Source organism: Streptomyces sp. NPDC055025, assembly GCF_053608565.1.
The window spans coordinates 48,756-75,274 of record NZ_JBSGVS010000019.1; the positions used below are offsets into that span (position 1 = coordinate 48,756).

The 26,519-nt window shown below is 72.9% G+C and carries 7 protein-coding genes and 1 pseudogene; 4 read left to right on the forward strand and 4 right to left on the reverse strand.

All coding sequences use genetic code 11. The features are described 5' to 3' along the window. Positions 1 to 8: 8 nt before the first annotated feature. Positions 9 to 10,187 carry a type I polyketide synthase gene (locus ACWGDX_RS14415; RefSeq protein ID WP_453625481.1) on the reverse strand — a complete coding sequence of 3,393 codons (10,179 nt, stop codon included), beginning with the start codon at positions 10,185 to 10,187 and terminating at the stop codon, positions 9 to 11. Positions 10,188 to 10,243: 56 nt separating this feature from the next. After that, positions 10,244 to 14,461: pseudogene (locus ACWGDX_RS14420) on the reverse strand (type I polyketide synthase); the annotation flags it as partial. 270 nt (positions 14,462 to 14,731) lie between these two features. On the opposite strand from ACWGDX_RS14420, the gene ACWGDX_RS14425 reads away from it, so the two are divergent. The 4 genes from ACWGDX_RS14425 (at position 14,732) to ACWGDX_RS14440 (ending at position 18,715) form a co-directional block, all read left to right on the forward strand. Continuing rightward, positions 14,732 to 16,120 (forward strand): glycosyltransferase, encoded by a 1,389-nt coding sequence (locus ACWGDX_RS14425; RefSeq protein ID WP_453625483.1) that lies wholly within the window; start codon positions 14,732 to 14,734, stop codon positions 16,118 to 16,120. A gap of 12 nt (positions 16,121 to 16,132) precedes the next feature. Further along, entirely contained in the window at positions 16,133 to 17,191 is a 1,059-nt protein-coding gene (locus ACWGDX_RS14430; protein WP_453625485.1) for a DegT/DnrJ/EryC1/StrS family aminotransferase, read from the forward strand. 136 nt (positions 17,192 to 17,327) lie between these two features. Beyond that, positions 17,328 to 18,518 (forward strand): cytochrome P450, encoded by a 1,191-nt coding sequence (locus tag ACWGDX_RS14435; protein WP_453625487.1) that lies wholly within the window; start codon positions 17,328 to 17,330, stop codon positions 18,516 to 18,518. A 2-nt stretch (positions 18,519 to 18,520) separates the two neighbouring features. Next, the gene (locus tag ACWGDX_RS14440) at positions 18,521 to 18,715 is read left to right on the forward strand and encodes a ferredoxin (RefSeq protein ID WP_363086241.1); all 195 of its coding nucleotides are present in this window, start codon (positions 18,521 to 18,523) and stop codon (positions 18,713 to 18,715) included. Between the two features lie 121 nt (positions 18,716 to 18,836). Here the strand turns inward: ACWGDX_RS14440 and ACWGDX_RS14445 are convergent, their stop codons facing one another. Both ACWGDX_RS14445 and ACWGDX_RS14450 read right to left on the reverse strand, forming a co-directional pair. Beyond that, complete coding sequence (locus ACWGDX_RS14445) at positions 18,837 to 20,021, reverse strand: cytochrome P450 (protein ID WP_453625489.1); 1,185 nt, start codon at positions 20,019 to 20,021, stop codon at positions 18,837 to 18,839. A gap of 166 nt (positions 20,022 to 20,187) precedes the next feature. Beyond that, complete coding sequence (locus ACWGDX_RS14450) at positions 20,188 to 26,487, reverse strand: type I polyketide synthase (protein WP_453625491.1); 6,300 nt, start codon at positions 26,485 to 26,487, stop codon at positions 20,188 to 20,190. Positions 26,488 to 26,519: the final 32 nt, after the last annotated feature.

Sequence of the window (26,519 nt, forward strand, 5' to 3'; positions counted from 1 at the left end):
GAGAGGCACTAGATCTCGGTGGCGAGCCGCAGCAGGCTTTCGGCGTCCATGTCGTCGAGTGAGCCGTCCGTGCCGGACACGGCCGGGGCGGCGGCCTCGGTGGCGTCGTCGGTGGCGAGCCGGAGCACCATGTCCAGGAGTCCCGCTTTACGGAGCCGGCTGATGGGCACGGAGGCGAGGGCGTGGCGGATCCGCGCGTCCGGATCGTCCGGCCGGTCCCCGCCGTTCGTTCCGTCCGCGCCGTCCGTAACGTACCCGCCGTTCGCCCGGCTTCCGCCGTTCGTGCCGTCCCCTTCGGGGGCGGCTGGGAACAGCAGCGAGCCGAGGTGCCGGGCGAGGGCCGCCGGGGTGGGGTGGTCGAAGACCAGGGCGGCGGGCAGGGGCAGGCCGAGAGCCGTCCGTAGCCGGTTGCGCAGTTCGACGGCGGTCACGGAGTCGAATCCGACGTCGCGGAAGGCCCGCGTCGCGGGAATGGCCCCGGCCGTGTCATGGCCGAGCGTGGACGCCGCGTCGGCCCGTACCGCTTGCAGCAGCGCGCGAGCGCGCTCCGCGGTCGGCAGCGCGTCGAGCCGCTGCCTGAGCGGCGGGGCGGCCGGGGTGGCCGTGGCCCCGTCGCCGGTGGGTACGGCGCTGTCGGCGGCCAGCGCGCGGCCCGCCTCCGGGATCCCGGAGAGCAGCGGGCTGCGCCGGGCCGCGGTGAAGCCGGGGGTGAACCGCTCCCAGTCCATCCGTGTGACGGTGAGCGACGTCTCGTCGTCCTCCAGCATCCGCTGGAGCGCGGCGATCGCCGTCGCCGGTTCCATGGGCATGACGCCCTGGCGCCGCAGCCGTTCGTGGACCTTGTCGACGGTGGCCATGCCGACCTCGGCCCAGGTGCCCCAGGCGACCGACGAGGCGGTGAGCCCCTCGGCCCTGCGGTGCCCGGCCAGTGCGTCGAGGAACGCGTTGGCCGCCGCGTAACCGGGCTGGCCGCCGCTGCCCCAGACCGCCGCGCCCGAGGAGAACAGCACAAAGGCGTCGAGTTCGCTGTCGCGGGTCAGTTCGTGCAGATGGAGGGCGGCGGTCAGTTTGGCGCGCATCAGCGCGTCGAGCCGTGCCAGTGTCAGCGACTCGACCGGGTCGTCGCCGTCCGCCACCCCGGCGGCGTGGAACACCGAGGTCAGCGGCGCGTCGTCGGGAATGGCCGCGAGGACGGCGGCGAGCGCGTCACGGTCGGCGGCGTCGCAGGCGGCGACGGTGACCCGGGCGCCCAACTCTTCCAGTTCGGCGCGGAGTCCGGGCGCGCCGGGCGCGTCCTCGCCGCGCCGGCTGGTCAGCACCACATGGGCGGCGCCGCGTTCGACCAGCCACCGGGCGATCCGGCCGCCGATACCGCCGGTGCCCCCGGTGACCAGTGCCGTACCCCGGCTCCGCCAGGGGCGCTCGGGGGTACCGGTCGTGGGCGCGGCGTGCACCATACGGCGACCGAAGACACCGGAGGGCCGGATGGCGATCTGGTCCTCGCCGCCGGGTCCGCCCGGACCGCCTGCGCCACCCACGCCGCCCGGTCCGCCTGCGCCGCCCGCGCCGTCCGGTCCGCCTGCGCCGCCCGCGCCGTCCGGTCCGTAGAGCCCGGTGAGTACGGCTGTCAGCCGGGCGCCGGCCCGCGCGTCGAGCGTGTCGGGGAGGTCGACCAGACCGCCCCAACGGTCCGGGTGCTCCAGCGCCACGACCCGCCCGAGACCCCACAGGGCGCCCTGCACGGGATGGGCGAGCCGGTCGTCGCGTCCCACCGAGACGGCGCCCCGGGTGGCGCACCACAGCGGGGCGCGCAGCCCGGCGTCGCCGAGCGCCTGGACGAGGGTGAGGGTGAGCGCCAGTCCGCCGGGCACGGAGGCGTAGTCCGGGTGCCGTTCCTCGACCGGGGCCAGCAGGGACAGTACCCCGGCGAACTCCGTTCCGTCGGCGGTCAGTTCGGCCAGCCGCTTGGCCCAGGCGGTACGGTCCGCGCCCGCGTCGGCCTCGAAGCGGACCGTGTCCGGGCCCAGCGCGGCGAGCGCGCCGGAGACCCAGGGGTCGTCGGTCCTGCCCGCGGCGACCACCGCGAGCCAGCGGCCGACGGGGCGGGTGGCGGGGCGGCCGTCCCGATGGGTGGCGGAGCCGGGAACGGCGGCACCGCCGGGGTCGCTCAGCCGGGTCCAGTCGACGCGGTAGCGCCATTCGTTGACGGTGGAGCGCTCACGCGACTTGGCACGCCACGCGGAGAGTGTCGGCAGGACCGCGCCCAGCGAGGACAGTTCACCGTTGGCGGCGACGCCCAGTTCACCGGCGAGGGATTCCAGGTCCTGGCTCTCGACGAGCTGCCAGAACGCGGCGTCCGCCTCGCTCCCGGCGCTTCCGGCGCTCCCGGCGGACCCGAGGATCCCCGCGGGCCGCGTCGCGGGCCAGTACCGCCGGCGCTGGAAGGCGTACGTGGGCAGCTCGACCGGTTCGCGGACGTCCTCGGGAAACGCGCCCTCGGGAAACGCCGTGCGCCACTCGACCCGGGCGCCGTGCACATGGGCCTCGGCGAGGGAGGTCAGGAAGCGCCGGGTGTCGCCCTCGTCCCTGCGCAGCGACCCGAGCACCACCGCGGAGCCCGCGACGGTCGACTGCTCCGCCTCTTGGCCTTCCTGGCCCTCCTGGGTCAGCCGGCCCACCTCGGTCCCGTGAACCCCGTGAATCCCGTGAGATCCGTGGGTTCCGTAGGCCTCCTGGGTCTCCTGGATGGCCGCGGCCAGCACGGGGTGCGGGCTGACCTCGATGAAGACACGGTGTCCGTCGGCCAGCAGCGCCCGGGTCGCCTCCTCCATCCGTACGGTCTGCCGGAGGTTGGTGTACCAGTAGCCGCCGTCGAACACGGCATCCTCCACCCGGCGGCCGGTCACCGTCGAGTAGAACGGCACCCCCGGGACCGCGGACGTGACCGGAGCGAGCACCTGGGCCAGTTCGTCACGTACGGCCTCCACGTGCGCGCCGTGCGAGGCGTAGTCGACCGAGACCTTACGGGCCCGTACGTTCTGTTCCCCGCAGAGGGCGAGCAGTTCGTCGAGCGCCGCCGCGTCTCCGGAGACGATGACGGAGGACGGCCCGTTGACGGCGGCGACGGAGAGCTGTGCGCCCCAGGGCTCCAGCAGACCGGTCACCCGGCCGACGGGCGCGGCCACCGACATCATGCCGCCGAGGCCGGACAGCCGGGGCAGGGCCTGGCTGCGCAGGGCGACGACGGCGGCGGCGTCCTCCAGGGTCAGGGCTCCCGCCACATGGGCGGCGGCGATCTCGCCCTGCGAGTGACCGACGACCGCCGCGGGCTCGACACCGTACGAGCGCCAGAGCGCGGACAGCGCGACCATCATCGAGAACAGCGCGGGCTGGACCACATCGACCCGTTCGAGCAGCGCGGGATCTCCCTCGCCGCCCAGCACGTCGTGCAGCGACCAGTCGATGTACGGGGCGAGAGCGGCGGCGCAGGCGTCCACGGTCTCGCGGAACACCTCGGAACCCGCGAGCAGTTCACGGCCCATCCCCCACCACTGGGAGCCCTGGCCCGGGAAGACGAACACGGGGCCCGTCGAGCCCTCGCCGACGGTGCCGCGCACCACACCGGGCGCGCCGGCGTCCGTGACGACGGCGTCGAGGGAGCGCAGGAGACCGGCCCGGCTCGCGCCGAGGACCACCGCGCGATGGTCGAAGGCGGTCCGGGTGGTCGCGAGGGACCAGCCGACGCGCGCGGGCGACAGGGCGGGGTCCGCCTCGACGCGGGCGAGGAGCCGGGCCGCCTGCTCACGCAGCGCCGCCTCGGACTTCGCGGAGATCAGCCAGGGCACCACGGGCGCCCGCCCGGTCCCGGTGTCCCGGCCGGTCTCGCCGCCGGTCCCGGACTCGCCGTCGGTCCCGGACTCGGTCTCGGACTCGCCGTCGGTCCCGGTCACGGTCCCGGACTCGGTCCCGGACTCGGTCCCGGACTCGGTCTCCGTGGCCTGTTCCAGGATCAGATGCGCGTTGGTGCCGCTGATCCCGAAGGACGACACCCCGGCGCGCCGGGGACGGTCCGCGGCCGGCCACTCGGTCCCCTCGCGCAGCAGCTCCACCGCGCCCGCGCTCCAGTCGACATGGGACGAGGGGATGTCCGTGTGGAGCGTTCCGGGGAGTACTCCCTCGCGCATGGCCATCACCATCTTGATCACACCCGCCACACCCGCCGCGGCCTGCGTGTGCCCGATGTTCGACTTGACCGACCCGAGCCACAGCGGACGCTCCGGATCACGGCCCTGCCCATAGGTCGCCAGCAGCGCCTGCGCCTCGATCGGATCGCCCAGCCGCGTCCCCGTACCGTGCGCCTCCACCGCGTCCACCTCCGACGGCGACAGACCGGCGTTGGCGAGGGCCTGGCGGATCACCCGTTGCTGGGAAGGGCCGTTGGGGGCGGTGAGTCCGTTGGACGCGCCGTCCTGGTTGATCGCCGAGCCCCGTACGACGGCGAGGACACGGTGTCCGTTGCGCCGGGCGTCCGAGAGCCGCTCCAGCAGGACGACACCGACGCCCTCGGCCAGGGTCATACCGTCGGCGGCCTCGGAGAACGGCTTGCAGCGGCCGTCGAGCGCGAGAGCCCGCTGCCTGCTGAAGCCCACGAAGGCGTGCGGGGTCGCCATCACGGCCGCGCCGCCGGCCAGCGCGAGCGAACTCTCGCCGCTGCGCAGCGACTGGCAGGCGAGATGCATCGCGACGAGCGAGGACGAGCACGCGGTGTCGACGGTGACGGCGGGCCCCTCGAAGCCGAAGAGATACGACACCCGCCCGGACAGCACACTGGCCGCCGTGCCGGTGACCATGTGCACCTCGGAGCCCTCGGTACCGTTCCGCACGCTCGACGAGTAGTCCTGGTAGCTGGCGCCGAAGAAGGTGCCCGCCGCGCTGCCGCGCAGCGCGTCCAGTTCGATACCGGCGCGCTCGAACGCCTCCCACGAGGTCTCCAGCAGCAGCCGCTGCTGCGGATCCATGGCGACCGCCTCGCGCGGGGAGATCCCGAAGAAGCCGGGGTCGAACTCCGCGGCCTCGTGCAGGAATCCGCCCTGGAGGGAGTAGGTCCTGCCCTGCCGGTCGGGGTCCGGGTCGTAGAGTCCCGCCGCGTCCCAGCCCCGGTCCGCGGGGAACTCCGAGATCACATCGGCGCCGTCGAGGGCCAGCCGCATCAGCTCCTCGGGCGAGCCCGCGCCGCCGGGGTAGCGGCAGCTCATCCCGATGATGGCGATCGGGTCGTCGTCGGTCCCGGCGCCGGCTCCGGCACCGGCACCTGAGACGGAGGGGCCGGGACCTGCCGCGGAGGGGCCGGGGGACATCGACGCCCGGTCGTCGCCGCCCAGTGCCACCGACCTCACGAAGCCGGCCAGCGCGAGGGCGTTGGGGTAGTCGAACACCATGGTCGACGGCAGCGGGAGACCGGTGGCGGCCACGATACGGTTACGCAGGTCCACGGCGGTGACCGAGTCGAAGCCGATGTCGCGGAAGGCGCGCCGCTCGGGAAACGCCTCGGCCGAGGCATGGCCGAGGACGGCCGCCGCCTCCGTCCGGACCAGGGTCAGCACCAGACGTTCCCGCTCGGGGGCGGTCAGCTCGCGCAGCCGCGCGGTGAGGCCGCTCGTCTCCGGCCGCGCCCCCGCCGCCGGCTCGTCCCCGCCGAGCCGACGTGCGACCTCCGGCACCTTGTCGAAGAGGCGCGTGGGGCGGCCCGCCGTGAAGACGGGGTGGTACGTGTCCCAGTCGATGTCCGTGAGCCCGATGACGGTCTCGTCGTCCTCCAGGACCGTACGCAGTCCGCTCAGCGCGACCTCCGGGTCCAGATACCGCAGACCGCTGCGGCGGATGTGGTGCGGGTCGGCCAGCTCGCGTTCGAGGTCGTCGGGCCACTTGCCCCAGTGGACCGAGGTGGTACGCAGCCCGCGCGCCCGGCGGTCGACGGCGAGCGCGGCGAGATACGCGTTGCCCGCCACATAGGCCGCGTGATGACCGCTGCCCCACATCCCGGCGGTGGACGAGTAGAGGATGAAGTCGTCCAGTTCGCCGTCGTCGAGCAGTTCGTCGAGATGGCGGGCTCCGGCGACCTTGGCGTGCACGACGTCGGAGAAGGACTCCATCGTCGTCTCGTCCAGGGTGTACAGCTCGATGACGGCGGCGGTGTGGATGACGGTGCGTACCGTACGTCCTTCGGCCTTGAGCCCCGCCAGCAGCGACGCCACCGCGTCCCGGTCCGTCATGTCGCAGGCGACCGCGACGGCCTCGGTGCCCGACTCGGCGAGTTCGGCGACGAGTTCGGGCGCGCCCGGGGCGGCCATGCCCCGGCGGCTGGCGAGCACCACATGCCCGGCGCCCTGGTCCGCCAGCCAGCGCGCGAGACCGGGGGCGAGTGTTCCCGAGCCGCCGGTGATCAGTGTCGTGCCGCGCGGTGTCCAGGTACGGGACGGGTCCCGCCCCCCGGACCCCTGCCCGCCAAATCCCTGCCCGCCGAATCCCCGCCCCCCGGCTCCCTGTCCACCGGATCCTGCGCGGACGATACGGCGGACGAACACACCGGAGGCACGGATGGCGAGCTGGTCCTCCTCGCGGGCGGCGCCGGCCAGGACCGATGCCAGCCGCCCGGCGGCCCGCCGGTCGAGCGTGGCGGGCAGATCGATGACACCGCCCCAGCGCCGGGGATGTTCCAGGGCCGTCGTCCAGCCCACGCCCGCCACCTGTGCCTGGGCGGGGCGGGTGAGCGCGTCGGAGCGCCCGGTGGAGACGGCGCCCCGGGTGAGGAACCACAGCGGCGCGTCGATCCCGGCGTCGCCCAGCGCCTGGACGAGCGAGACGGTCAGCGCCAGTCCGAGCGCGAGCCCCGGATGGCGCTCGCCCGGCTCCTCAGCCTCGGCGAGGACCGACACGATCCCGTCGAGCCCGTCGAGCCCGTTAATCCCGTCGAGCCCGCTGATCCCATCGATCCCGGCGAGATCACCGACCCCATCGGGACCGGCCAGCCGCCCGGCGAGGACCGCACGGTCCACACAGGGCTCGTCCAGTACGAGCCGCCGTACCTCGGCGCCGTGGGCGCTCAGGGCTCCGACGGTCTCGCTGTCGTCGATGCCCTCGGTGGAGACCACCAGCCAGACACCGGACAGCGGTGCCGGGGGGACCGTGCCGACCGGTGTCCAGGACTCCCGGTAGCGCCAGGAGTCGACGGTGGAGCGGTCCCGGCGCGACCTGCGCCAGGACGACAGCGCGGGCAGCACGGCGGCGACCGAGTCCTCGTCCGTGCCCAGGGCCGAGGTCAGCGCGGGGAGATCCGCCTTCTCGACAGCCGCCCAGAACTCCGCGTCCAGCGGATCGGGCGCGGCGGTCCCGTCGGGAGCGGTGGGGATGTGCCAGAAGCGGTCGTGCTGGAAGGCGTACGTGGGCAGGTCCACCCGGCGGGCGCCGGTGCCGGCGAACACACGGGTCCAGTCGGCCTCCACACCCCGTACGAAGATCTCGGCGGCGGAGAGCAGGAACCGCGACAGACCGCCCCGGTCGCGCCTCAAAGTGCCTGTGACGACAGCGGGTTCACCGTACGCCTCGGTCATGTCCTGCATGGCCATGGCCAGTACGGGATGCGAGCTGACCTCCACGAACTTCCGGTGGCCGGCGCCCAGCAGATCGCGGATCGCGTCGGCGAAGAGTACGCGCTGCCGGAGGTTGCGGAACCAGTACTCCGCCCCCATCTCCCCCGTGTCCAGCCACCCACCCGCCATCGTGGAGAAGAACGGCACCTCCGACACACGAGGACACACCGGCCCCAGCACATCGAGGAGTTCCTCCCGCAGATCCTCCACCTGCGCCGAATGAGACGCGTAATCCACCGCGATACGACGGACCCGCACCCCCTCACCCGACAACTCCGCGAACAACTCGTCCAGCGCACCCGGCTCACCCGAGACCACCACCGAACGCGGACCATTGACGGCCGCGACGGACACCCGGCCGGGCCACGCCTCAAGCCTGGACTCCACCTCCGCCACCGGCAGCGGGACGGACATCATCCCGCCGCGCCCCGCCAGCCGACGCCCGATCGCCTGACTCCGCAACGCCACCACCCGCGCACCATCCGCCAAAGACAGCGCACCCGACACCACAGCAGCCGCGATCTCACCCTGCGAATGACCCACCACCGCATCGGGCTCCACACCGCACGAACGCCACAGCTCCGCGAGCGACACCATCACCGCGAACGAAACGGGCTGCACCACATCCACCCGCTCCAACGACGGAGCGCCCTCCACCCCCCGCAGCACATCCACCAACGACCAGTCCACGAACTCACTCAAAGCCGCGGCACACTCAGTGATCCGCTCGGCGAACACCGACGACTCGTCCAGGAGTCGAGCACCCATCCCGGCCCACTGAGACCCCTGCCCCGGAAAGACGAACACCGTCCTCCCCTCGACATCCGCGACACCCTCGACCAGTTCGGTCGTGGAGTGTCCGGCGGCCAACGCGCCCGCTGCCGCACGGAGTTGCTCATGGTCCGCGCCGACCATGACGGCGCGGTGCTCGAAGAGCGCCCGGGTCGTGACGAGGGAGAAGCCGATATCGGCCGGCCGTGGCACGGGAGTGCTCGCCTCCAGCCGTGTGACAAGAGCCCGCGCCTGCTCCCGTACCGCCGGTTCACCCCGCCCGGACACCACCCACGGCACCGCGGCAGGCGCCGTGGCCGGACTCACGCCCGAAGCGGCACCCGGATCCGCGCCGACCCGCTGGGACGCCTCCTCGGCGCGCTCCTCGGCCGGGGCCTGCTCCAGCAGCGCATGGGCGTTGGTACCGCTGATACCGAACGACGACACCGCGCACCGCCGCGGACGCCCCGTCTCCGGCCACTCCACCGACTCCGACAACAACCGCACCGCACCCGACGACCAGTCCACATGCGACGACGGCGTCTCCGCGTGCAACGTACGCGGCAGCACCCCATGACGCAGCGCCATCACCATCTTGATCACACCCGCCACCCCCGCCGCGGCCTGCGTGTGCCCGATGTTCGACTTGAGCGAACCCAGCCACAGCGGACGCCCGGGGTCGCGGTCCTGGCCGTAGGTGGCCAGCAGCGCCTGCGCCTCGATCGGATCACCCAGCCGCGTCCCCGTACCGTGCGCCTCCACCGCGTCCACCTCGGACGGCGACAGACCGGTCGTGGCGAGGGCCTGCCGGACCACCCGCTCCTGGGAGGGCCCGTTGGGCGCGGTGAGCCCGTTGGACGCGCCGTCCTGGTTGACCGCGCTGCCGCGCAGCACCGCGAGCACCCGGTGCCCGTGGCGCCGGGCGTCGGAGAGCCGTTCCGCGACGAGTACGCCGACACCCTCCCCCCAGCCCGTGCCGTCCGCGTCGTCGGAGAACGCCTTGCAGCGGCCGTCGGGGGCGAGGCCGCCCTGCTTGCTGAACTCGACGAAGACCGAGGGCTCCGTCAGCACGGTGACGCCGCCGACCAGGACGAGTGAGGACTCTCCGCTGCGCAGCGACTGGGCCGCCACATGCAGTGCGACCAGTGAGGAGGAGCAGGCGGTGTCGACGGTGATGGCCGGGCCTTCGAGACCGAGGGTGTAGGCGAGCCGTCCCGACAGCACACTCGCCGCGGTACCGGTCAGCGCGTGTCCCTGGAGTTCGCCGGCCGAGGCGGCCGACGGCTGTCCCCAGTGGTAGGCGCCGACGAAGACCCCGGCCGGGCTGCCGCGCAGTGAGGTCGGGGCGATCCCGGCCCGCTCCAGCGCCTCCCAGGCCACCTCCAGCAGCATGCGCTGCTGGGGGTCCATCGCCAGCGCCTCGCGCGGGGAGATCCCGAAGAATCCGGCGTCGAATTCCGCCGCCTCGTAAAGGAATCCGCCTTCGTGGGTCGCGCTGCTTCCCTCGCCGTCACCGGTGAGCCGCTCCAGATTCCAGCCGCGGTCCCCGGGAAATCCCGATATGGCGTCGCCACCGGATTCGACCAGTTCCCACAGCGCCTCCGGGGAACGGACACCGCCGGGGAGACGGCAGCCCATTCCCACCAGGGCGATGGGCTCGTTCTTGGTGAGTTCCAGCTCTCCGATCCGCTGACGCGCACGGCGGAGATCCGAGGTGACCCGCCTCAAGTAGTCGACGACTTTTTCCTGCTGGTCTTCTTCTGGCACCGGTCCGTCCTCATCATCGGGTCATCATCGGGTCGCGAACGAAAGCAGCGATTTATCTATGTGGTTTCGAACTCTTCATCGATGATGTCGAGCAGCCTGTCGACCGACACCGTCTCGATGTCCTCGCCCGGCCCACCCGTACGCGCGGGTGTGAAGGGTGCGGTGCGCCGTAGCGCGGAGATGATTTTCTCCAGGCGGTCCGCGATCACCTGGCGTTCGGAACCGTCCGCCGGCACCGATCGGATGACCGACTCGAACCTGGTGAGTTCGTCGTCCGCCGAGCCCGTCGCGGCGGTGGCGGGCGCGGTGAGGACCGCCGCGAGATGGTCGGCGACCCGTAGCGGTGTGGGGAAGTTGAAGACGAGCGTGCTGGGGAAGCTCCGGCCGGTGAGCGCGCCGAGCCGGTCGCGGAGTTCGACCCCGGCCAGTGAGTCGAAGCCCATCTCCTTGAAGACATGGTGGGCGCCGACCGCGTCGGGGGTGCTGTGGCCGAGGACCGCGGCGGCCTCGGTCCGTACGAGTTCGAGCAGATACCGGGCCCGCCCGGCCTCGGGCATCTCCTCCAGCCGCCTGATCAGCGTGGGTGGTCCGGCGTGTGCGGCGGCGTCCGGCCTGGCGGCCGGCGGCCGTACGGTCCTCCGGGCGGGCACCGGCGGCCGCGGCCGGCCGGGGGGCTCCTGGCTCCGCCCCGGTGCGGCGCGCCCCGGTACGGCGGCCGTCTCCTCCGGCGAGAGCGGCCGTACGCGCAGTTCCTCGACGTCGAGCACCGGGGCTCCCGAGAAGTCGTCGGCCCTCAGCGTCATCGTGCCGTCGTCTCCGGGGAGAAGCTTGATCCGCAGTGCGGTGGCTCCGGAAGCGCGCAGGGACACGCCTCGCCAGCGGGCCGGCAGGCTGCCCGCGCCGTCGGTCATCGCGGCGTGGCGGGCCGCGTCCAGCAGGGCGGGATGGAGCCCGTACGCCTCCGCGTCGGTCACCTCGGCGGGCAGGACGGCCTCGGCGTACCGCTCGTCGCCGCGCCGCCACAGTGCCCGTAGCCCCTGGAAGGGCGGGCCGTAGTCGAAGCCGTGGTCGGCGAGACGCTCGTAGTGGTCGTCGAGGTCCACCGGTTCCGCGCCCTCCGGCGGCCAGTGGTCCCTGACGGCCGCTGCCGCTGCCTCGGCCTGCGGCTCGGTATACGCATCGGCGTTCGCGCAGGGCTCCGCGTCCGACGTCGGCTCGGCGCCGTGCCCGCCCGGGGTCAGCACGCCGGTCGCGTGCTCGGTCCAGGGCCCATGGTCGGCGTCCTCGGGCCTGGAGTGGACCGTGACGGTGCGCCAGCCGATCCCGTCGGCCCGGGAGAGGCGTACCTGCACCCGCACCGGAGCGTGCTCGGGCAGTACGAGCGGTTCCGTGAGGGTCAGTTCCTGGATCCGGTCGCAGCCGGCCTCGTCGCCCGCGCGGATCGCCAGCTCCACGAAGGCCGTTCCCGGCAGCGGGATCCGTCCGGCGACGGCGTGCTGGGCGAGCCACGGGTGGGTACGGGTGGAGAGCGTGCCGGTGAACACCAGGCCGTCGCCGTCGGCGAGTTCGAGCGTGCCGCCCAGCAGCGGATGCCCGGTGGAGTCCGCGCCGCCCCGGGTGCCCGCCGTGTCGGGCGGCGGCGGGGCGGGCCAGTAGCGCTCGTGCTGGAAGGCGTAGGTCGGCAGATCGACCCTGCGGGCGCCGGTCCCCGCGAAGAAGGCGTGCCAGTCGAGCGGCACACCGGCCGTGTGCAGCCGGCCCAGCGAGGTGGTGAGCGCGGCCTCCTCCGTACGGTCCTTCCTCAGGGCCGGTACGACGGTCAGATCCCGGGCGGCCTCGCCCAGGCAGTCCTGGGCCATCGCGGAGAGCACGCCGCCGGGGCCCAGTTCCAGCAGGACGTCCACGTTCCCGGCGCGCAGCGCCCGGACGCCGTCCGCGAACCGGACGGTCCCCCGGACATGCCGTACCCAGTAGTCGGCCGTGTCCAGGCGGCCGGACCCGGGTGTGCCGGGCCGGCCGGTGGCCAGTTCCCCGGTGAGGTTCGACATCACCGGCACGGTGGGCTCGTGGAAGGTCAGTGACTCCACGACGGAGCGGAACTCCCCGAGCATCGGATCCATCAGCGGGGAGTGGAAGGCGTGCGACACCGGCAGCCGCTTCGTCCTTCGCTCCCGGGCCGCGAAGTGCGCGGCGATCTCCTGGACCGCGCGCTCCTCCCCGGCGATCACGACGGACTCGGGTCCGTTGACGGCGGCGACGGAGACCCGGTCCTCGCGCCCGGCGAGCAGCGGCGGGAGTTCGTCCTCGGCGGCCTGTACGGCGACCATCGCGCCACCGGCCGGCAGCGCCTCCATCAGCCTCGCGCGCGCCGCGACCAGCCGGCAGGCGTCGGCGGACGAGAAGACGCCCGCCACATGGGCCGCCGCGATCTCCCCGATGGAGTGGCCGCCCACGACGGCGGGGCGCACGCCCAGCGATTCCATCAGACGGTAGAGCGCCACCTCGACCGCGAAGAGCGCGGGCTGGGTCCAGCGGGTACGGTTCAGCGGCTCCGGGTCGTCGCCCCACATGATGTCGCGGAGCGGACCGTCGAGATGGGGATCCAGTTCACAGAGCAGGGTGTCCAGCGCCGCCGCGAAGACCGGGAACCGCTCGTACAGTCCCCGTCCCATGCCGAGGCGCTGGCTGCCCTGGCCCGGGAAGAGCGCCGCCGTGGTGCCCTCTCCGGCGACCGCGCGGGCCGTGCCGGTGACGCCGCCCCGCCGGTCCGCGAGCAGCACCGCCCGATGGCGCAGCGCGGCCCTCCCGGTCGCCAGCGAGTAGCCGATGTCCAGCGGGCCGGGCCCGGGGCGGGCGGCCACGAAGTCCGTGAGGCGCGCGAGCTGGTCGTCCAGGGCGGCTTCGGTCCTGGCCGAGACGAGCCAGGGCACCACGGCGGGCGTCACACCGGACGGGGCAGCGCAGGGGTCCGGTACGGCAGCCGGTACGGCGGCCGGGGCCTGCTCGATGATCAGATGCGCGTTGGTACCGCTGATCCCGAAGGACGACACGCCCGCGCGCCGTGGACGGCCGTCGTCGGTCCACGGGACCGCTTCGGTCAGCAGTTCCACCCCGCCCGACCAGTCCACCCGCGAGGTGCGCCGGCCCGCGTGGAGGGTCTTCGGCAGCAGCCCGTGGCGCAGGGCCATCACCATCTTGATGACGCCCGCGACCCCGGCCGCCGCCTGCGCGTGCCCGATGTTCGACTTGAGCGAGCCCAGCCGCAGCGGTCGCCCGGGGGCACGGTCCCGGCCGTAGGCGGCGAGCAGCGCCCCCGCCTCGATGGGGTCGCCCAGTCTCGTACCGGTGCCGTGCGCCTCGACCGCGTCGACATCGGCCGGGGCGAGTCCGGCGTCGGCCAGCGCCTGGCCGATCACCCGCTCCTGGGCCGGGCCGCTGGGCGAGGTCAGTCCGTTGGAGGCGCCGTCCTGGTTGACGGCGGAGCCGCGTACCACCGCGAGGATCCCGTGCCCCGCGCGGCGGGCGTCGGAGAGCCGTTCCAGGACGACGATGCCGACGCCCTCGGCCCAGGCGGTGCCGTCCGCGTCGTCGGAGAACGCCTTGCACCGGCCGTCGGGCGCGAGACCGCCCTGCCGGGAGTAGCCGACGAAGCCGGCCGGGGTGGACATCACGGTCACTCCGCCCGCCAGCGCCATCGCGCACTCCCCCGCGCGCAGCGAACGCGCGGCCCAGTGCAGGGCCACCAGTGAGGAGGAGGACGCGGTGTCGACGGTGACGGCCGGTCCTTCGAGACCGAGGGTGTAGGCGAGCCGTCCCGAGGCGACGCTCGGTGAGAGACCGGTCATGGCGTGGCCCGCCAGATCGTCCGCCGAGCGCTGGGTGACGGTGGCGTAGTCCTGGCCGTTGGTGCCGACGAACACGCCGGTGCGGCTGCCGCGCAGCGCGTACGGATCGATCCCGGCCCGCTCCACCGCCTCCCAGGACACCTCCAGCACCAGCCGCTGCTGCGGGTCGGTGGAGACCGCCTCGCGTGGTGACATACCGAAGAATCCGGCGTCGAAGTCGGCGGCCCCGTGCAGGAATCCGCCCTGGCGGGTCACGCTGCGGCCGGGTCCTTCACCGGCCAGCGCCGCCAGGTCCCAGCCGCGGTCCGCGGGGAAGGCGGAGATCGCGTCGCGGCCCTCCAGGACCAGTTCCCACAGCTCCTCCGGGGAACGGACCCCGCCCGGAAAACGGCATGCCATCCCGACGACCACGACCGGGTCCTCGTCGGCTCCGATATCGGCTCCGATCGTCATGACGTTGCACACCCCTAGGGAAAGTCGGGCCTCGGACACCTCTCCGTGCCGGATCGTACGGTTGGCGGAGCTGTACTTTTCCCTAAGGAATTCCCGGCCCCCGCGCGGAAGACTAGGGATTCTCCGGAGCCTGGTGTGAGACCAAGTAACTGTCCCGCCCGATCGCGGCGCGGCCACCCGGCGACCGGCCGTGTGGGTAGATGTGGCGCCGAGCCATCGGACCGCCACTTCCGAAGGGTGTTGTCCATGGGCTCGATCCGCCGGCCGATCCTGTTTGTCAGCTATGCCGAAAGCGGTCTTCTCAATCCGCTGCTCGTGCTGGCGGAGGAATTGTCCCGGCGCGGGGTGGAGGATCTCTGGTTCGCCACCGATGAGAAGGGGCGCGACGATATCGCGGCGGCCAAAGCGGGAAGTCCCGTGGAGTTCGCGTCACTCGGTGACGTCGTCTCCGAGATGTCGGCCGTCACCTGGGACGACAGGACATACCAGGAGGTGACGCAGCGCTCCCGGTTCAAGGCGCACCGCGCGGTCATCAAGCACTCGTTCGCGCCCGGGTCCAGGGTGGCGAAGTACCGGCGGCTGGAGGCGGCGGTCGACGAGATCAAGCCGGCGCTGATGGTGATCGAGAGCATGTGCCAGTTCGGCCATGAACTGGCCATCACCAAGAAGATCCCGTTCGTGCTGGGGGTGCCGTTCGTGCCCAGCAACGTACTCACCTCGCATGTGCCGTTCGCCGCCTCGTACACACCGCGTGGTTTCCCGGTGCCGCACTCGGGTCTGCCGCTGGACATGAGCCTCACCCAGCGGGTGGCCAATCAGCTCTTCCGGCTGCGCACGCTGGGGATGTTCATGACGTCCTCGATGCGGAAGGTGGTCGCGGAGGACAACCGGATCCGCGCCGAGCTGGGGATCGCGCCCGAGGCACGGCAGATGATGGCCAGGATCGACCACGCCGAGATGGTGCTCTGCTACTCGGTGCCGGAGCTGGACTATCCCTTCCCCGTGCCGGAGAAGATGCGGCTGGTCGGCACGATGGTGCCGCCGCTGCCGCAGGCTCCCGACGACGGCGGCCTCTCCGACTGGCTGTCGGCGCAGAGGTCCGTGGTGTACATGGGGTTCGGTACGATCACCCGGCTGACGCGGGAGCAGGTCGGCGCGCTGGTGGAGGTCACCAGGCGGCTGGCGGGACGCCACTCCGTGCTGTGGAAACTCCCCAAGGAGCAGCAGGAGTTGCTGCCCGCGCCGGAGACCCTGCCGGACAATCTGCGGATCGAGAGCTGGGTTCCCTCCCAGCTCGATGTCCTGGCCCATCCGAACGTCAGGGTGTTCTTCACCCACGCCGGCGGCAACGGCTATCACGAGGGCCTGTACTTCGGCAAGCCGCTGGTGGTGCGGCCCCTGTGGGTGGACTGCGACGACCAGGCCGTCCGCGGCCAGGACTTCGGCGTCAGCCTCACCCTCGACCGTCCGGAGACCGTCGATCCGGACGACGTGTTCGACAAACTCACCCGCGTGCTGGACGAGAACTCGTTCCGTGAGCGCGCGGAGCACTTCGGAGAGCTTCTGCGCGCGGCGGGCGGCCGGCGCGCCGCGGCGGATCTGCTGCTCGGCCTGCCGGCACTCGCCACCCACTGATCGGGGTCTTCCATGTCATTCACCCATCCGGTTTCCAGGCCCTGGCTCGGCGGGCGGGAACTCGAATATGTGACGGAGGCCGTCGGCGACGGCTGGATCTCGTCGCAGGGACCGTATGTACGGCGCTTCGAGGAGGAGTTCGCCCGGTACAACGGGGTGGCGCACGGTGTCGCCTGCTCCTCGGGGACGACGGCGCTCACCCTGGCGCTGCGGGCGCTCGGGGTCGGTCCCGGCGACGAGGTGATCGTCCCCGAGTTCACGATGATCGCGAGCGCGTGGGCGGTGACCTATACGGGCGCGACGCCCGTCTTCGTGGACTGCGGGGACGATCTCAACATCGATGTGTCGCTGATCGAGGAGAAGATCACCCGGCGGACCAAGGTGATCCTGCCGGTGCACATCTACGGCCGCCGGTGCGACATGGACCGGATCATGGAACTCGCCCATGAGTACAACCTGCGGGTGGTGGAGGACTCGGCCGAGGCGCACGGTGTGCGGCCGGTCGGGGACATCGCCTGCTTCTCGCTCTTCGCCAACAAGATCATCACCGCCGGTGAGGGCGGTGTCTGTCTGACCGACGACGGCCGGCTCGCCGCGCAGATGGCCCATCTGCGCGCGATGGCCTTCACCAAGGACCACAGCTTCCTGCACAAGAAGCTGGCCTACAACTTCCGGATGACCAGCATGCAGGCGGCGGTGGCGCTCGCGCAGACCGAGCGGCTCGACACGATCCTGGCGACCCGCCGGGAGATCGAACGGCGCTACGACGAGGGCCTGCGGGGCATCGACGGGATCACCACGATGCCGCCGCGCGATGTGCTGTGGATGTACGACGTGCGCGCCGAACGCCGTGAGGAGCTGCGGGACTTCCTCGCGGCCGAGGGCATCGAGACACGGGTGTTCTTCAAGCCGATGAGCCGGCAGCCCGGCTACTACGACGCCGACTGGCCGTCGCTGAACGCCAGCCGGTTCAGCGAGGACGGCTTCTACCTCCCCACCCATACGGGACTGACCGAGGAGGACCAGGAGTTCATCACCGGCCGGGTCCGCAAGTTCTACGGCGCCGCGTGAGCCCGGCGTACCGGGGCCGTGTGAGCCCGCCGCTCCGACGTCATGGGGGCCCCGCGGGAGAACCGGCGGCGCTCCTCTCCGTACGACACCGGAAGCCACGGCTCCGGACGTTCCGATCACCGGGGGAATCCGAGACATGACGACTACCGACAGGTGCCCGGTCGCCTTTCCGCTGCGGCGGCCCGGCCGGCCCTTCCCGCCGCGGGAGTACGCGGACTTCCGCCGCGCCGACGGTCTGGTCCGGTCGACGCTGCCCAGCGGTGTCCCGGTCTGGCTGGTGACCCGGCACGACGACGTACGGACCGTGCTGACCGATCCGAGGATCAGCTCCAACCCCTCGCATCCGGGCTTCCCCCGGGCGGCGAAGACCGGCGGGGTGCCCTCGCAGGACCAGGTGCCCGGCTGGTTCGTGGCGCTGGACCCGCCGGAGCACGGCCGGTTCCGCAGGACGCTGATCCCCGAGTTCACCGTGCGCCGGATCAGGGAGATGCGGCCCGCCATCCAGCGGATCGTGGACGAGCGTATCGACGCGCTGCTCGCGGCGGGCGACACGGCCGATCTGATCGCGGACTTCGCGCTGTCCGTACCGTCGCTGGTCATCTCCGATCTGCTCGGAGTGCCCCACGCGGACCGGGACTTCTTCGAGGCCAAGACCCGGGTGCTGGTCACCCTCACCTCCACGGACGAGCAGCGGGAGTCGGCGACCAAGGCGCTGATGCGCTATCTCGACCGGCTGATCACCGTCAAGCTGCGCCGCCCCGGCGACGATCTGATCAGCAGGCTGCTGGCCGACGGCACCATCTCCCGGCAGGAGCTGACCGGGGTCTCGATGCTGCTGCTGATCGCGGGCCATGAGACGACGGCGAACAACATCGGGCTCGGTGTGGTCACACTGCTCAGCAATCCCCGGTGGATCGGCGACGAGCGCGCGGTGGAGGAGCTGCTGCGCTACTACTCGGTGGCCGATCTGGTGGCCTTCCGGGTCGCCGTGGAGGATGTGGAGATCGGCGGGCAGCTCATCCGGGCGGGCGAGGGCATCGTGCCGCTGGTCGCCGCGGCCAATCACGACGGGACCGTCTTCGACCGCCCCGACGAGTTCGACCCCGGGCGCTCGGCGCGCTCCCATGTGGCGTTCGGGTACGGGGTGCATCAGTGCCTCGGCCAGAATCTGGTCCGGGTCGAGATGGACATCGCCTACCGGACCCTGTTCGCGCGGATCCCCGCGCTGGAGCTGGCGGTGCCGGTCGAGGAGCTGCCGCTCAAGTACGACGGAGTGCTGTTCGGGCTGCACGAGCTGCCCGTCCGCTGGTCATCGACGGAGGAATGATGGTGCGCATCAGCGTGGACACCGAACGCTGTGTGGGGGCGGGACAGTGTGTGCTGTCGGCTCCCGAGGTCTTCGACCAGGACGACCACGGCATCGTCATGGTGCTGGAGGAGCCGGCGGACGAACCGGCGCGGGACGCCGCGCGGCAGGCGGGCGTGGTCTGCCCGTCGCAGGCGATCACGGTACGGGAGGGCTGAGCGGCCGGCCGTCCCAGGACGCCGAACGGGCTCTGCCCCCACCGGTGGTGGGGGCAGAGCCCGTGGGGAGCCGCCCCGTCCGTGCGGCGGGCCCCTCGCGGGGTGGGCCCTCCGCGGCGCTCTACCAGATGACCGGCAGCTCGGTGAGGCCCGCGGAGAGCCGGCCGCCCAGCACCTGGAGCCGCTCCACCGGGAGCGCGAGACGCAGTCCGGGCAGTCGTGTGAAGAGCAGGGTGTACGCCGTCCTGAGCTGCATCCGGGCCAGCGGGGCGCCGACGCAGTGCCACATCCCGTGGCCGAACGTCAGATGCGGGTTGGGTGAGCGGGTGATGTCGAACAGTTCCGGTTCGTCGAAGACCTGACGGTCGAAGTTGGACAGGGTGAAGTCCAGCAGCACCAGATCACCGGCGGCTATGGTCACACCGCCGATCTCGACGTCCTCGCCCGCGTACCGGGGCAGTACCGATCCTCCGGCCTTGGCCGAGCGGAGGATCTCCTCCACGGCGCTCGCCATCAGCCTCGGGTCGCCCAGTGCCGCGTCGCGCTGGTCCGGGTGGAGGGTGAACAGCACGACTCCCAGGTCGACATGGCCGGCGACGGCCTCAAGGCCGGCGAACAGCACCCCGGCCGCGACGGGCCCGATGCGCTCGTCCGAGGGCTCGCTCGCGCAGAGCCGGGAGATCACGTCGTCACCCGGCTCGGCCCGCTTGCGGCGGGCCAGCTCCACCAGATAGCCGAAGAGACCGCGCTGTCCGTCCTGGACGTCGCCCGGGTCGTCGAGACCGCCCATCTGGGAGAGCAGGGCGACCAGCCGGCCGTGGTCCTCCGCGGGCACCCCGATGAGTTCACAGAGCACGGCCAGGGAGAACGGCAGCGAGAACCCGCCGTGCAGATCGGCGGGCTGCCCCTGTGCGAGGAAACCCGCCAGTACGCCTTCCGCGACGGCCTCGACCCTCGGCATCAGATCGAGCACGCGCCGGGCGGAGAAGCTGGGGGTGAGCAGCGCGCGGGTCTCGGTGTGCAGCTTCCGCGCCAGCTCGAAGTCGTCCGAGACGAGCATGTCCAGGAAAGGATTCTGCACATAGCGCGGCGCGGAGGCGGGCGTGGGATGGGCGCGTCCCAGCCGCTCGTCGTGCAGCAGTTCCTTCAGCTCGGCGTGGCGTGTCACCAGCCACCCCTCGTCGCCCGCGGGGGTACGCACCCTGCGCACGGGGGCACTGGCCTGGAGGTCGCGCAGCAGGGGGCTCAGCCGCAGGACGGACGGCTGCCCGGCCTGGAGCGAGGGCAGTTCGGACGATGTGGTCATGTGGTTCTCCTCGGGACGGTGGGTGCCTGAGTGCGCGCCGTGCCGGCCCCGTCCGGGGCGGGCCACGGCGACCGGGGCGGCCCCCGCCCGTGTACGGGGCCGCCCCGGCGCCTTCCTGGTACGACAGGCCGGACACCGGCCGGGTCGGGTCCGGCCGGACAGGGGATCAGGTGTCGGTGGCCGGGAGGGTGCCGAGCCACTCCTCGATCACCAGCGCGGTCGACGCGGAGTGTTCCTTGGCCAGGGAGAGATGGTTGGCGTCGATGTCGCGGATCTCGTCCGCGGGCACCGACGTGGTGTCGAAGAGGAATCCGTCGAAGGACCGGGTGCACCGGACCAGCAGCGTCGGGGCGGTGGTCGGCACCGTCTCGATGTCGGTCATCGCCATGAACCAGTGGGCCATCGCTGAGAGCCTCGCGCTGTTCAGCGTGACCGACGGCGAGTCGATGTCGGCCAGGTAGTACTGGGTGGTCCTGTCCAGGTCGTTGCCCTCGCCCTGGCGGTAGCGGATGCTCGCGGTGTCCAGCAGCACGACGGCCTCGGGCTTGATCCCCCAGGTCTGCTCCAGCACCCCGGCGGCGAGATAGGCGAGTGAACCGCCCGTCGAGTGCCCCACCAGGACGAAGGGTTCGCCGTCACTGGCGTGCAGGGCGCTCTCGGCGACCACCCGCGCCGCGGCCTCGCTGGTCGCGGGCAGCGGTTCCCCGGGCGCGAACCCCATGAGCGGCAGCGCGGAGACATGGCGCCTGCCGCGGAAGTGGGCGGCGATCCGCGCGTACTGGTGGACACCCCCGGTGGCGCCAGGCGCGCTGACGAAGACCAGCCGGGGGCTGCTCGGGCCGTCGGCCAGGGTGACGGGGAGGGACAGCTCCTCCAGATCCGCTGGAGTCTCGAAGGTCGGCCGGGTTTTGGCGACCGCGACCAGCATCCGCATCGCCTCGACGAGCTTTCCGCCCTGGACCGCCCGGTGGAAGAGGCCCTCCAGCGTCTCTTCGCCGTGGTGGGCCGGGCGCCCCGCGACGGCCAGGGCGCCACCGCCCACGGAACCCGCGCCCAGGTCCGTGCCCGTACCGGGCCCGGAGCCTGGGGCGAGCCGCGCGGCGAGCTCGCCGTGCAGCCACCGGGCGAGCTTGACGGGTGTCTCGTTGTCGAACACCACCGAGCTGGGCAGCCGCAGTCCGAGCGCCTCGGCGAGCTGGTTGCGCAGCCCCACGGAGACCAGCGAGTCGAAGCCCAGTTCCAGGAAACCCCGTTCGGGGTCGACGCCGCTCGCGTCCCGGTGGCCGAGCAGCGCCGCGGTGTAGCCGGTCACCAGCTCGACGAGCAGGTTCTCCTGCTCGGCCGCTCCCAGCCGCCGCAGCCGCTCGCGCAGACTGACGGGCGAGCGGTCGCCGGCCGCCGCCGCGCGCCGGGTACGGGGAACCAGCTCGCGCCAGAGCGCGGGCAGCCCCTGCTGCGCCTGGAGGCCCGCGACATTGATCCTGGCCGGGACGAGGGTGGTCTCGGAGCGGGCAAGGGCGGCGTCGAAGAGGGCCAGGCCCTGCGCGAGGGCGAGGGGCGGCATGCCGCCGCGGGCCATCCGGGCCAGATCGGCCTCGCTGACATGGCTGGTCATTCCGCTGCCCCGGCCCCAGGCGCCCCACGCGAGGGAGAGCGCGGGCAGTCCCAGGCTCCCGCGGTGCACGGCGAGGGCGTCCAGATAGGCGTTGGCGGCGGCGTAGTTGCCCTGCCCCGGGCTGCCCAGGACCCCGGAGACGGACGAGTACAGCACGAACGCGGCGAGATCCAGCTCACGGGTGGCCTCGTGCAGATACCAGGCGGCGTCCGCCTTGGGCCGCAGGACCCGCGCCAGCAGCTCCGGGGTGAGGGAGCCGGTCAGCGCGTCGTCCAGCACACCCGCGGTGTGCACCACCGCGGTCAGCGGACGCCCGGCGGGCACGCCCGCGAGCAGCTCGGCGACCGCCGCCCGGTCCCCCACGTCGCAGGCGACCACGCGGGCCTCGGCGCCCAGCCCGGCCAGATCGGCCAGCAGCTCAGCCGCGCCGGGCGCGTCGGGACCGCGCCGGCCGGCCAGCAGCAGATGCCGTACGCCGTGCCCGGTGACGAGATGCCGTGCGAGCTGTCCGCCGAGACCGCCCGTACCCCCCGTGATCAGCACGGTGCCGTCCCGGTGCCAGGCACGGTCCGGGGCACTCGCCGCGCCCTCGGCCGAGGGCGGCGCCCCGCTCCCGGGGAGCCGGGTCAGCCGCCCGACGCGGACGGTGTTGGCGCGTACCACCATCTGCTGCTCGTCGAGGGAGAGCAGTCCGGGCAGCACCCCGGCCGACAGGAAGGTGTCGTCCATGTCGACCAGCAGGAAGCCGCCGGGGTTCTCCGTCTGCGCGGACCGTACGAGACCCCAGACCGCGGCGGCGGCGAGATCCTGGACGTCCTCGCCGTCGAGGGCGACGGCCCCGCGCGTGACGAAGACCATCCGCGAGCCCGCGAGCCGGGGTTCGCCGAGCCATTCCTGGAGCAGACCCAGCACCCAGGAGGTCAGGGCGCGCACCGCCCCGGGTCCGTCGAGCGCGGGGTCGCCGACCACGGGTACCAGAAAGACATCGGGCGCGACCCCGCTGTCGCCGATCGCGCCGGTCAGCGACTCCGCGTAGGCGCTGACGGTCTCGTCGGCGCGGTGCATCGCGTACCCCAGGTCGAGTTCGTCGGCGCCGACGACCGCCCAGCGGGTACCGGTGACGGGCGCCGCCCCGGCGGCGGGCACCCAGCCGAGGGTGAACAGCGAGCCGGGATCGCCACCGCCCTCGGCGGGCGCGGGCTCCGGCTGTCCGGAGACCGGGCCGAGGAGCAGCGAGTCCACCGAGAGGACCGGGGCACCGGCCGTGTCGACGGCGGTCAGCGCCACCGTGTCCTGGCCGGCCGGGGTGATCCGTACGCGCAGGGCGGAGGCCGCCCCGGCGTGCAGGGTGAGTCCGTTCCACGCGAGCGGAAGGGGGGTGGGCGCCGCGCCTTCCGCGTCGAGCGCGCCCGCGGCCAGGAGCGCCGCGTCCAGCAGCGCCGGGTGGATACCGAAGGCCGCGGCGTCCTCGGTCCCGGCGGGCAGCGCCACCTCCGCGAACACCTCGCCCTCGCGCCGCCAGAGACCGGTGAGGCCCTGGAAGACGGGGCCGTGGTGGAGTCCGGCGGCGGTGAGCCGCTCGTACAGTGCGGCGGGCTCGACCGGTTTCGCGTCGCGCGGCGGCCACTCGGCGATGCCGAGGCCGCTGTCCTCGGCCGGCCGGTCCGCCGGGGAGAGCACACCGCGCGCGTGGATCGTCCAGGCCCGGCCGTCCTGACCGTCCTGGCCCTCCTGACCGGCGGGGCGGGAGTGGACGGTCACCGTACGGCGTCCCGCGTCGTCGGCCGGGCCGACCCGTACCTGTGTGGTGACCGCGCCGCGCTCGGGCAGCACGAGCGGTTCCAGGAGCGTCAGTTCGGCCACCCGGTCCAGCCCCGACCGGTCCCCGGCCCTGATGGCCAGCTCGGCGAAGGCGGTGCCCGGCAGTACGATCCGGCCCCCGATCCGGTGGTCGGCCAGCCAGGGGTGCGAACGCGCCGAGAGACTGCCGGTCAGTACGGTCTCGTCGGACCCGGCGATCGTCACGGCGGCGCCGAGCAGCGGATGCCCGGCGGAGACCAGGCCCAGTCCGGACGCGTCACCGGGGACCGCCCTGACCGTGGGCCAGAACCGCTCGCGCTGGAACGCGTACGTCGGCAGCTCCACCCGGCGCGCGCCCGTCCCGGCGAAGAGTTCCGCCCAGTCGACCGGGACGCCCCGGACATGGAGCCCGGCGAGGGCGGTGAGAGCCGTGGTCTCCTCGGGCAGGTCCTTGCGCAGCAGGGGAATCGCGGTGATCTCCGGATCCTCGGTGGAGTCCGGTACGAGCGCGGAGAGCACCCCGTCCGGGCCCAGCTCCAGAAAGGTCCGCACGCCGCGCCGGGCCAGCGTCCGTACCCCGTCGCCGAACCGTACGGCCTCGCGGACATGCCGGACCCAGTAGGCGGCGGAGGCGAGTTCGGCCGCCGAGGCGGGCTCGCCGGTCAGATTCGAGACGACCGGTACGGCGGGCCGCCGGAAGTCCAGCCCGGCCACCACGGCGCGGAACTCGTCGAGCATCGGTTCCATCAGCGGCGAGTGGAACGCGTGGCTCACCGGGAGCCGGGTCGTCCTGCGGCCCTGGGCCGCGAGCCGTGCCACGATCTCGTCCACCGCGTCCTCTGCGCCGGAGACGACCACCGCGTCCGGGCCGTTGACGGCCGCGATCGAGACCCGTTCCGTCAGCAGCGGGACGATCTCGTCCTCGGTGGCCCGTACCGCCGCCATCGCGCCGCCGGCCGGAAGGGCGCGCATCAGCCGGGCCCGCGCGGCGACCAGCCGGCAGGCGTCGGGGAGCGAGAACACCCCGGCCGCGTACGCGGCCGTGATCTCGCCGACGGAGTGCCCGGCCAGGAAGTCCGGCCTGACGCCCCAGGAGCCGACCAGCCGGAAGAGCGCCACCTCGACGGCGAACAGCGCGGGCTGGGTGAAACCGGTGTCGTTCAGCGACGTGGCGTCCTCGCCCCACATCACCTCGCGCAGCGGACGGTCCGACTCCCGGTCCAGCTCGGCCAGTACGGAGTCCAGCGCCTCGGCGAAGACGGGGAAGCGCGCGTACAACTCCCGGCCCATGCCGAGCCGCTGCGATCCCTGGCCGGAGAAGAGCACCGCCAGCGCGCCCTTGCCGGTGACCCCGCGGGCCGCCTCCACCGGAGGCTCGCCGTCGCCGTGGGCGAGCAGCACCGCGCGGTGCTCGAAGGCGGAGCGGGTCGTGGCGAGCGCGTATCCGATGTCGAGCGGGCCGGGGGCCGCCGGAGCGCCGGCGAAGGAACGGATCCGGTCGAGCTGGGCGTCGAGCGCGACCGCGCTTCTGGCCGAGACGGGCCACGGTACGGCTGTCGGCACCAGGGCGGGCGCCGGCCCGGGACCGTCCTGCGCGGGCGCCCCGGTCTCCGCGGCCCCGGTCCCGGGGACCCCGGTCTCCGGGGCTCCGGTCTCCGGGGCCCTGGTCTCCACCGGTGGGGCCTGTTCGAGGATCACATGCGCGTTGGTGCCGCTGATCCCGAACGACGACACACCGGCCCTGCGCACCCGGTCGCCCTCGGGCCACTCCACCGCCTTCGTGAGAAGCCGTACCTCACCGGCCGACCAGTCCACGTGCGAGGAGGGCGCGTCCACATGGAGGGTCTCCGGCAGCACACCGTGGCGGAGCGCCAGCACCATCTTCATCACGCCCGCGACACCGGCGGCGGCCTGCGTGTGACCGATGTTCGACTTGACCGTGCCGAGCCGGAGGGGGAACCGGGGATCACGGTCCTGGCCGTAGGTGGCGAGCAGCGCCCCCGCCTCGATCGGATCACCCAGGGTGGTCCCGGTGCCGTGCGCCTCGACCGCGTCCACATCGGCCGGGGAGAGTCCGGCGCCGGCCAGGGCCTGGCGGATGACCCGTTGCTGCGAGGGGCCGTTGGGCGCGCTCAGACCGTTCGACGCGCCGTCCTGGTTGACGGCGCTGCCGCGCAGCACGGCGAGCACGGGGTGCCCTTCGCGCCGGGCATCCGAGAGCCGCTCGACCACCAGCATGCCGACGCCCTCGGACCAGGCGGTGCCGTCGGCCGCGTCGGAGAACGCCTTGCACCGGCCGTCGGCGGCCAGTCCGCCCTGAACACTGAACCCGGCGAAGCTCGACGAGGTCGCCATCACCGTCACACCGCCGGCCAGCGCCAGCGAGCACTCGCCGTTCCGCACGGCCTGCGCGGCGAGATGGAGGGTCACCAGCGACGACGAGCACGCGGTGTCGAGCGTGACGGCGGGCCCTTCGAGCCCGAGGACGAAGGACAGCCGGCCCGACAGGACGCTCGCCGCGAGGCCGTTGCCCGCGTAGCCGCCCATGTCGTCCCGGGAGGCGAGGACCAGATGGGCGTAGTCCTGGGCGTTGGTGCCGACGAACACACCGGTCCTGCTGCCGCGCAGCGTGGTGGGGTCGATGCCCGCGCGTTCGACGGCCTCCCAGGACACCTCCAGGAGCAGCCGCTGCTGCGGGTCCATGGCGAGCGCCTCGCGGGGCGGGATCCCGAAGAAGCCGGGGTCGAAGTCCGGTGCCTCGTGCAGGAAGCCGCCCTCCTGGGTGGCGCTGCGCCCCTCCCCGTCACCGGCGAGGGTCTCCAGGTCCCAGCCGCGGTCGGCGGGGAAGCCGGAGATCGCGCCGCGGCCGGCGGCGAGCAGCTCCCACAGGTCCTCCGGGGACCGGACTCCGCCGGGGAACCTGCATCCCATTCCGACGATCGCCACCGGTTCGTGGCGGCCGGATTCGGCTTCCTGGAGCCGTTGACGGGTCTGGTGCAGATCCGCCGTGACCCACTTCAGGTAATCGACGAGTTTCTTTTCGTCCGGCATGGTCCGTGAACCTTCCTCAGATGTTTCGCGTG

What these genes read in the sequence shown, in the direction of transcription:
- ACWGDX_RS14445 (WP_453625489.1), bottom strand. Translation starts at nt 20,021, where the DNA reads ATGACCACATCGTCCGAACTGCCCTCGCTCCAGGCCGGGCAGCCGTCC.
- ACWGDX_RS14430 (WP_453625485.1), top strand. Translation starts at nt 16,133, where the DNA reads ATGTCATTCACCCATCCGGTTTCCAGGCCCTGGCTCGGCGGGCGGGAA.
- ACWGDX_RS14425 (WP_453625483.1), top strand. Translation starts at nt 14,732, where the DNA reads ATGGGCTCGATCCGCCGGCCGATCCTGTTTGTCAGCTATGCCGAAAGC.
- ACWGDX_RS14435 (WP_453625487.1), top strand. Translation starts at nt 17,328, where the DNA reads ATGACGACTACCGACAGGTGCCCGGTCGCCTTTCCGCTGCGGCGGCCC.
- ACWGDX_RS14450 (WP_453625491.1), bottom strand. Translation starts at nt 26,487, where the DNA reads ATGCCGGACGAAAAGAAACTCGTCGATTACCTGAAGTGGGTCACGGCG.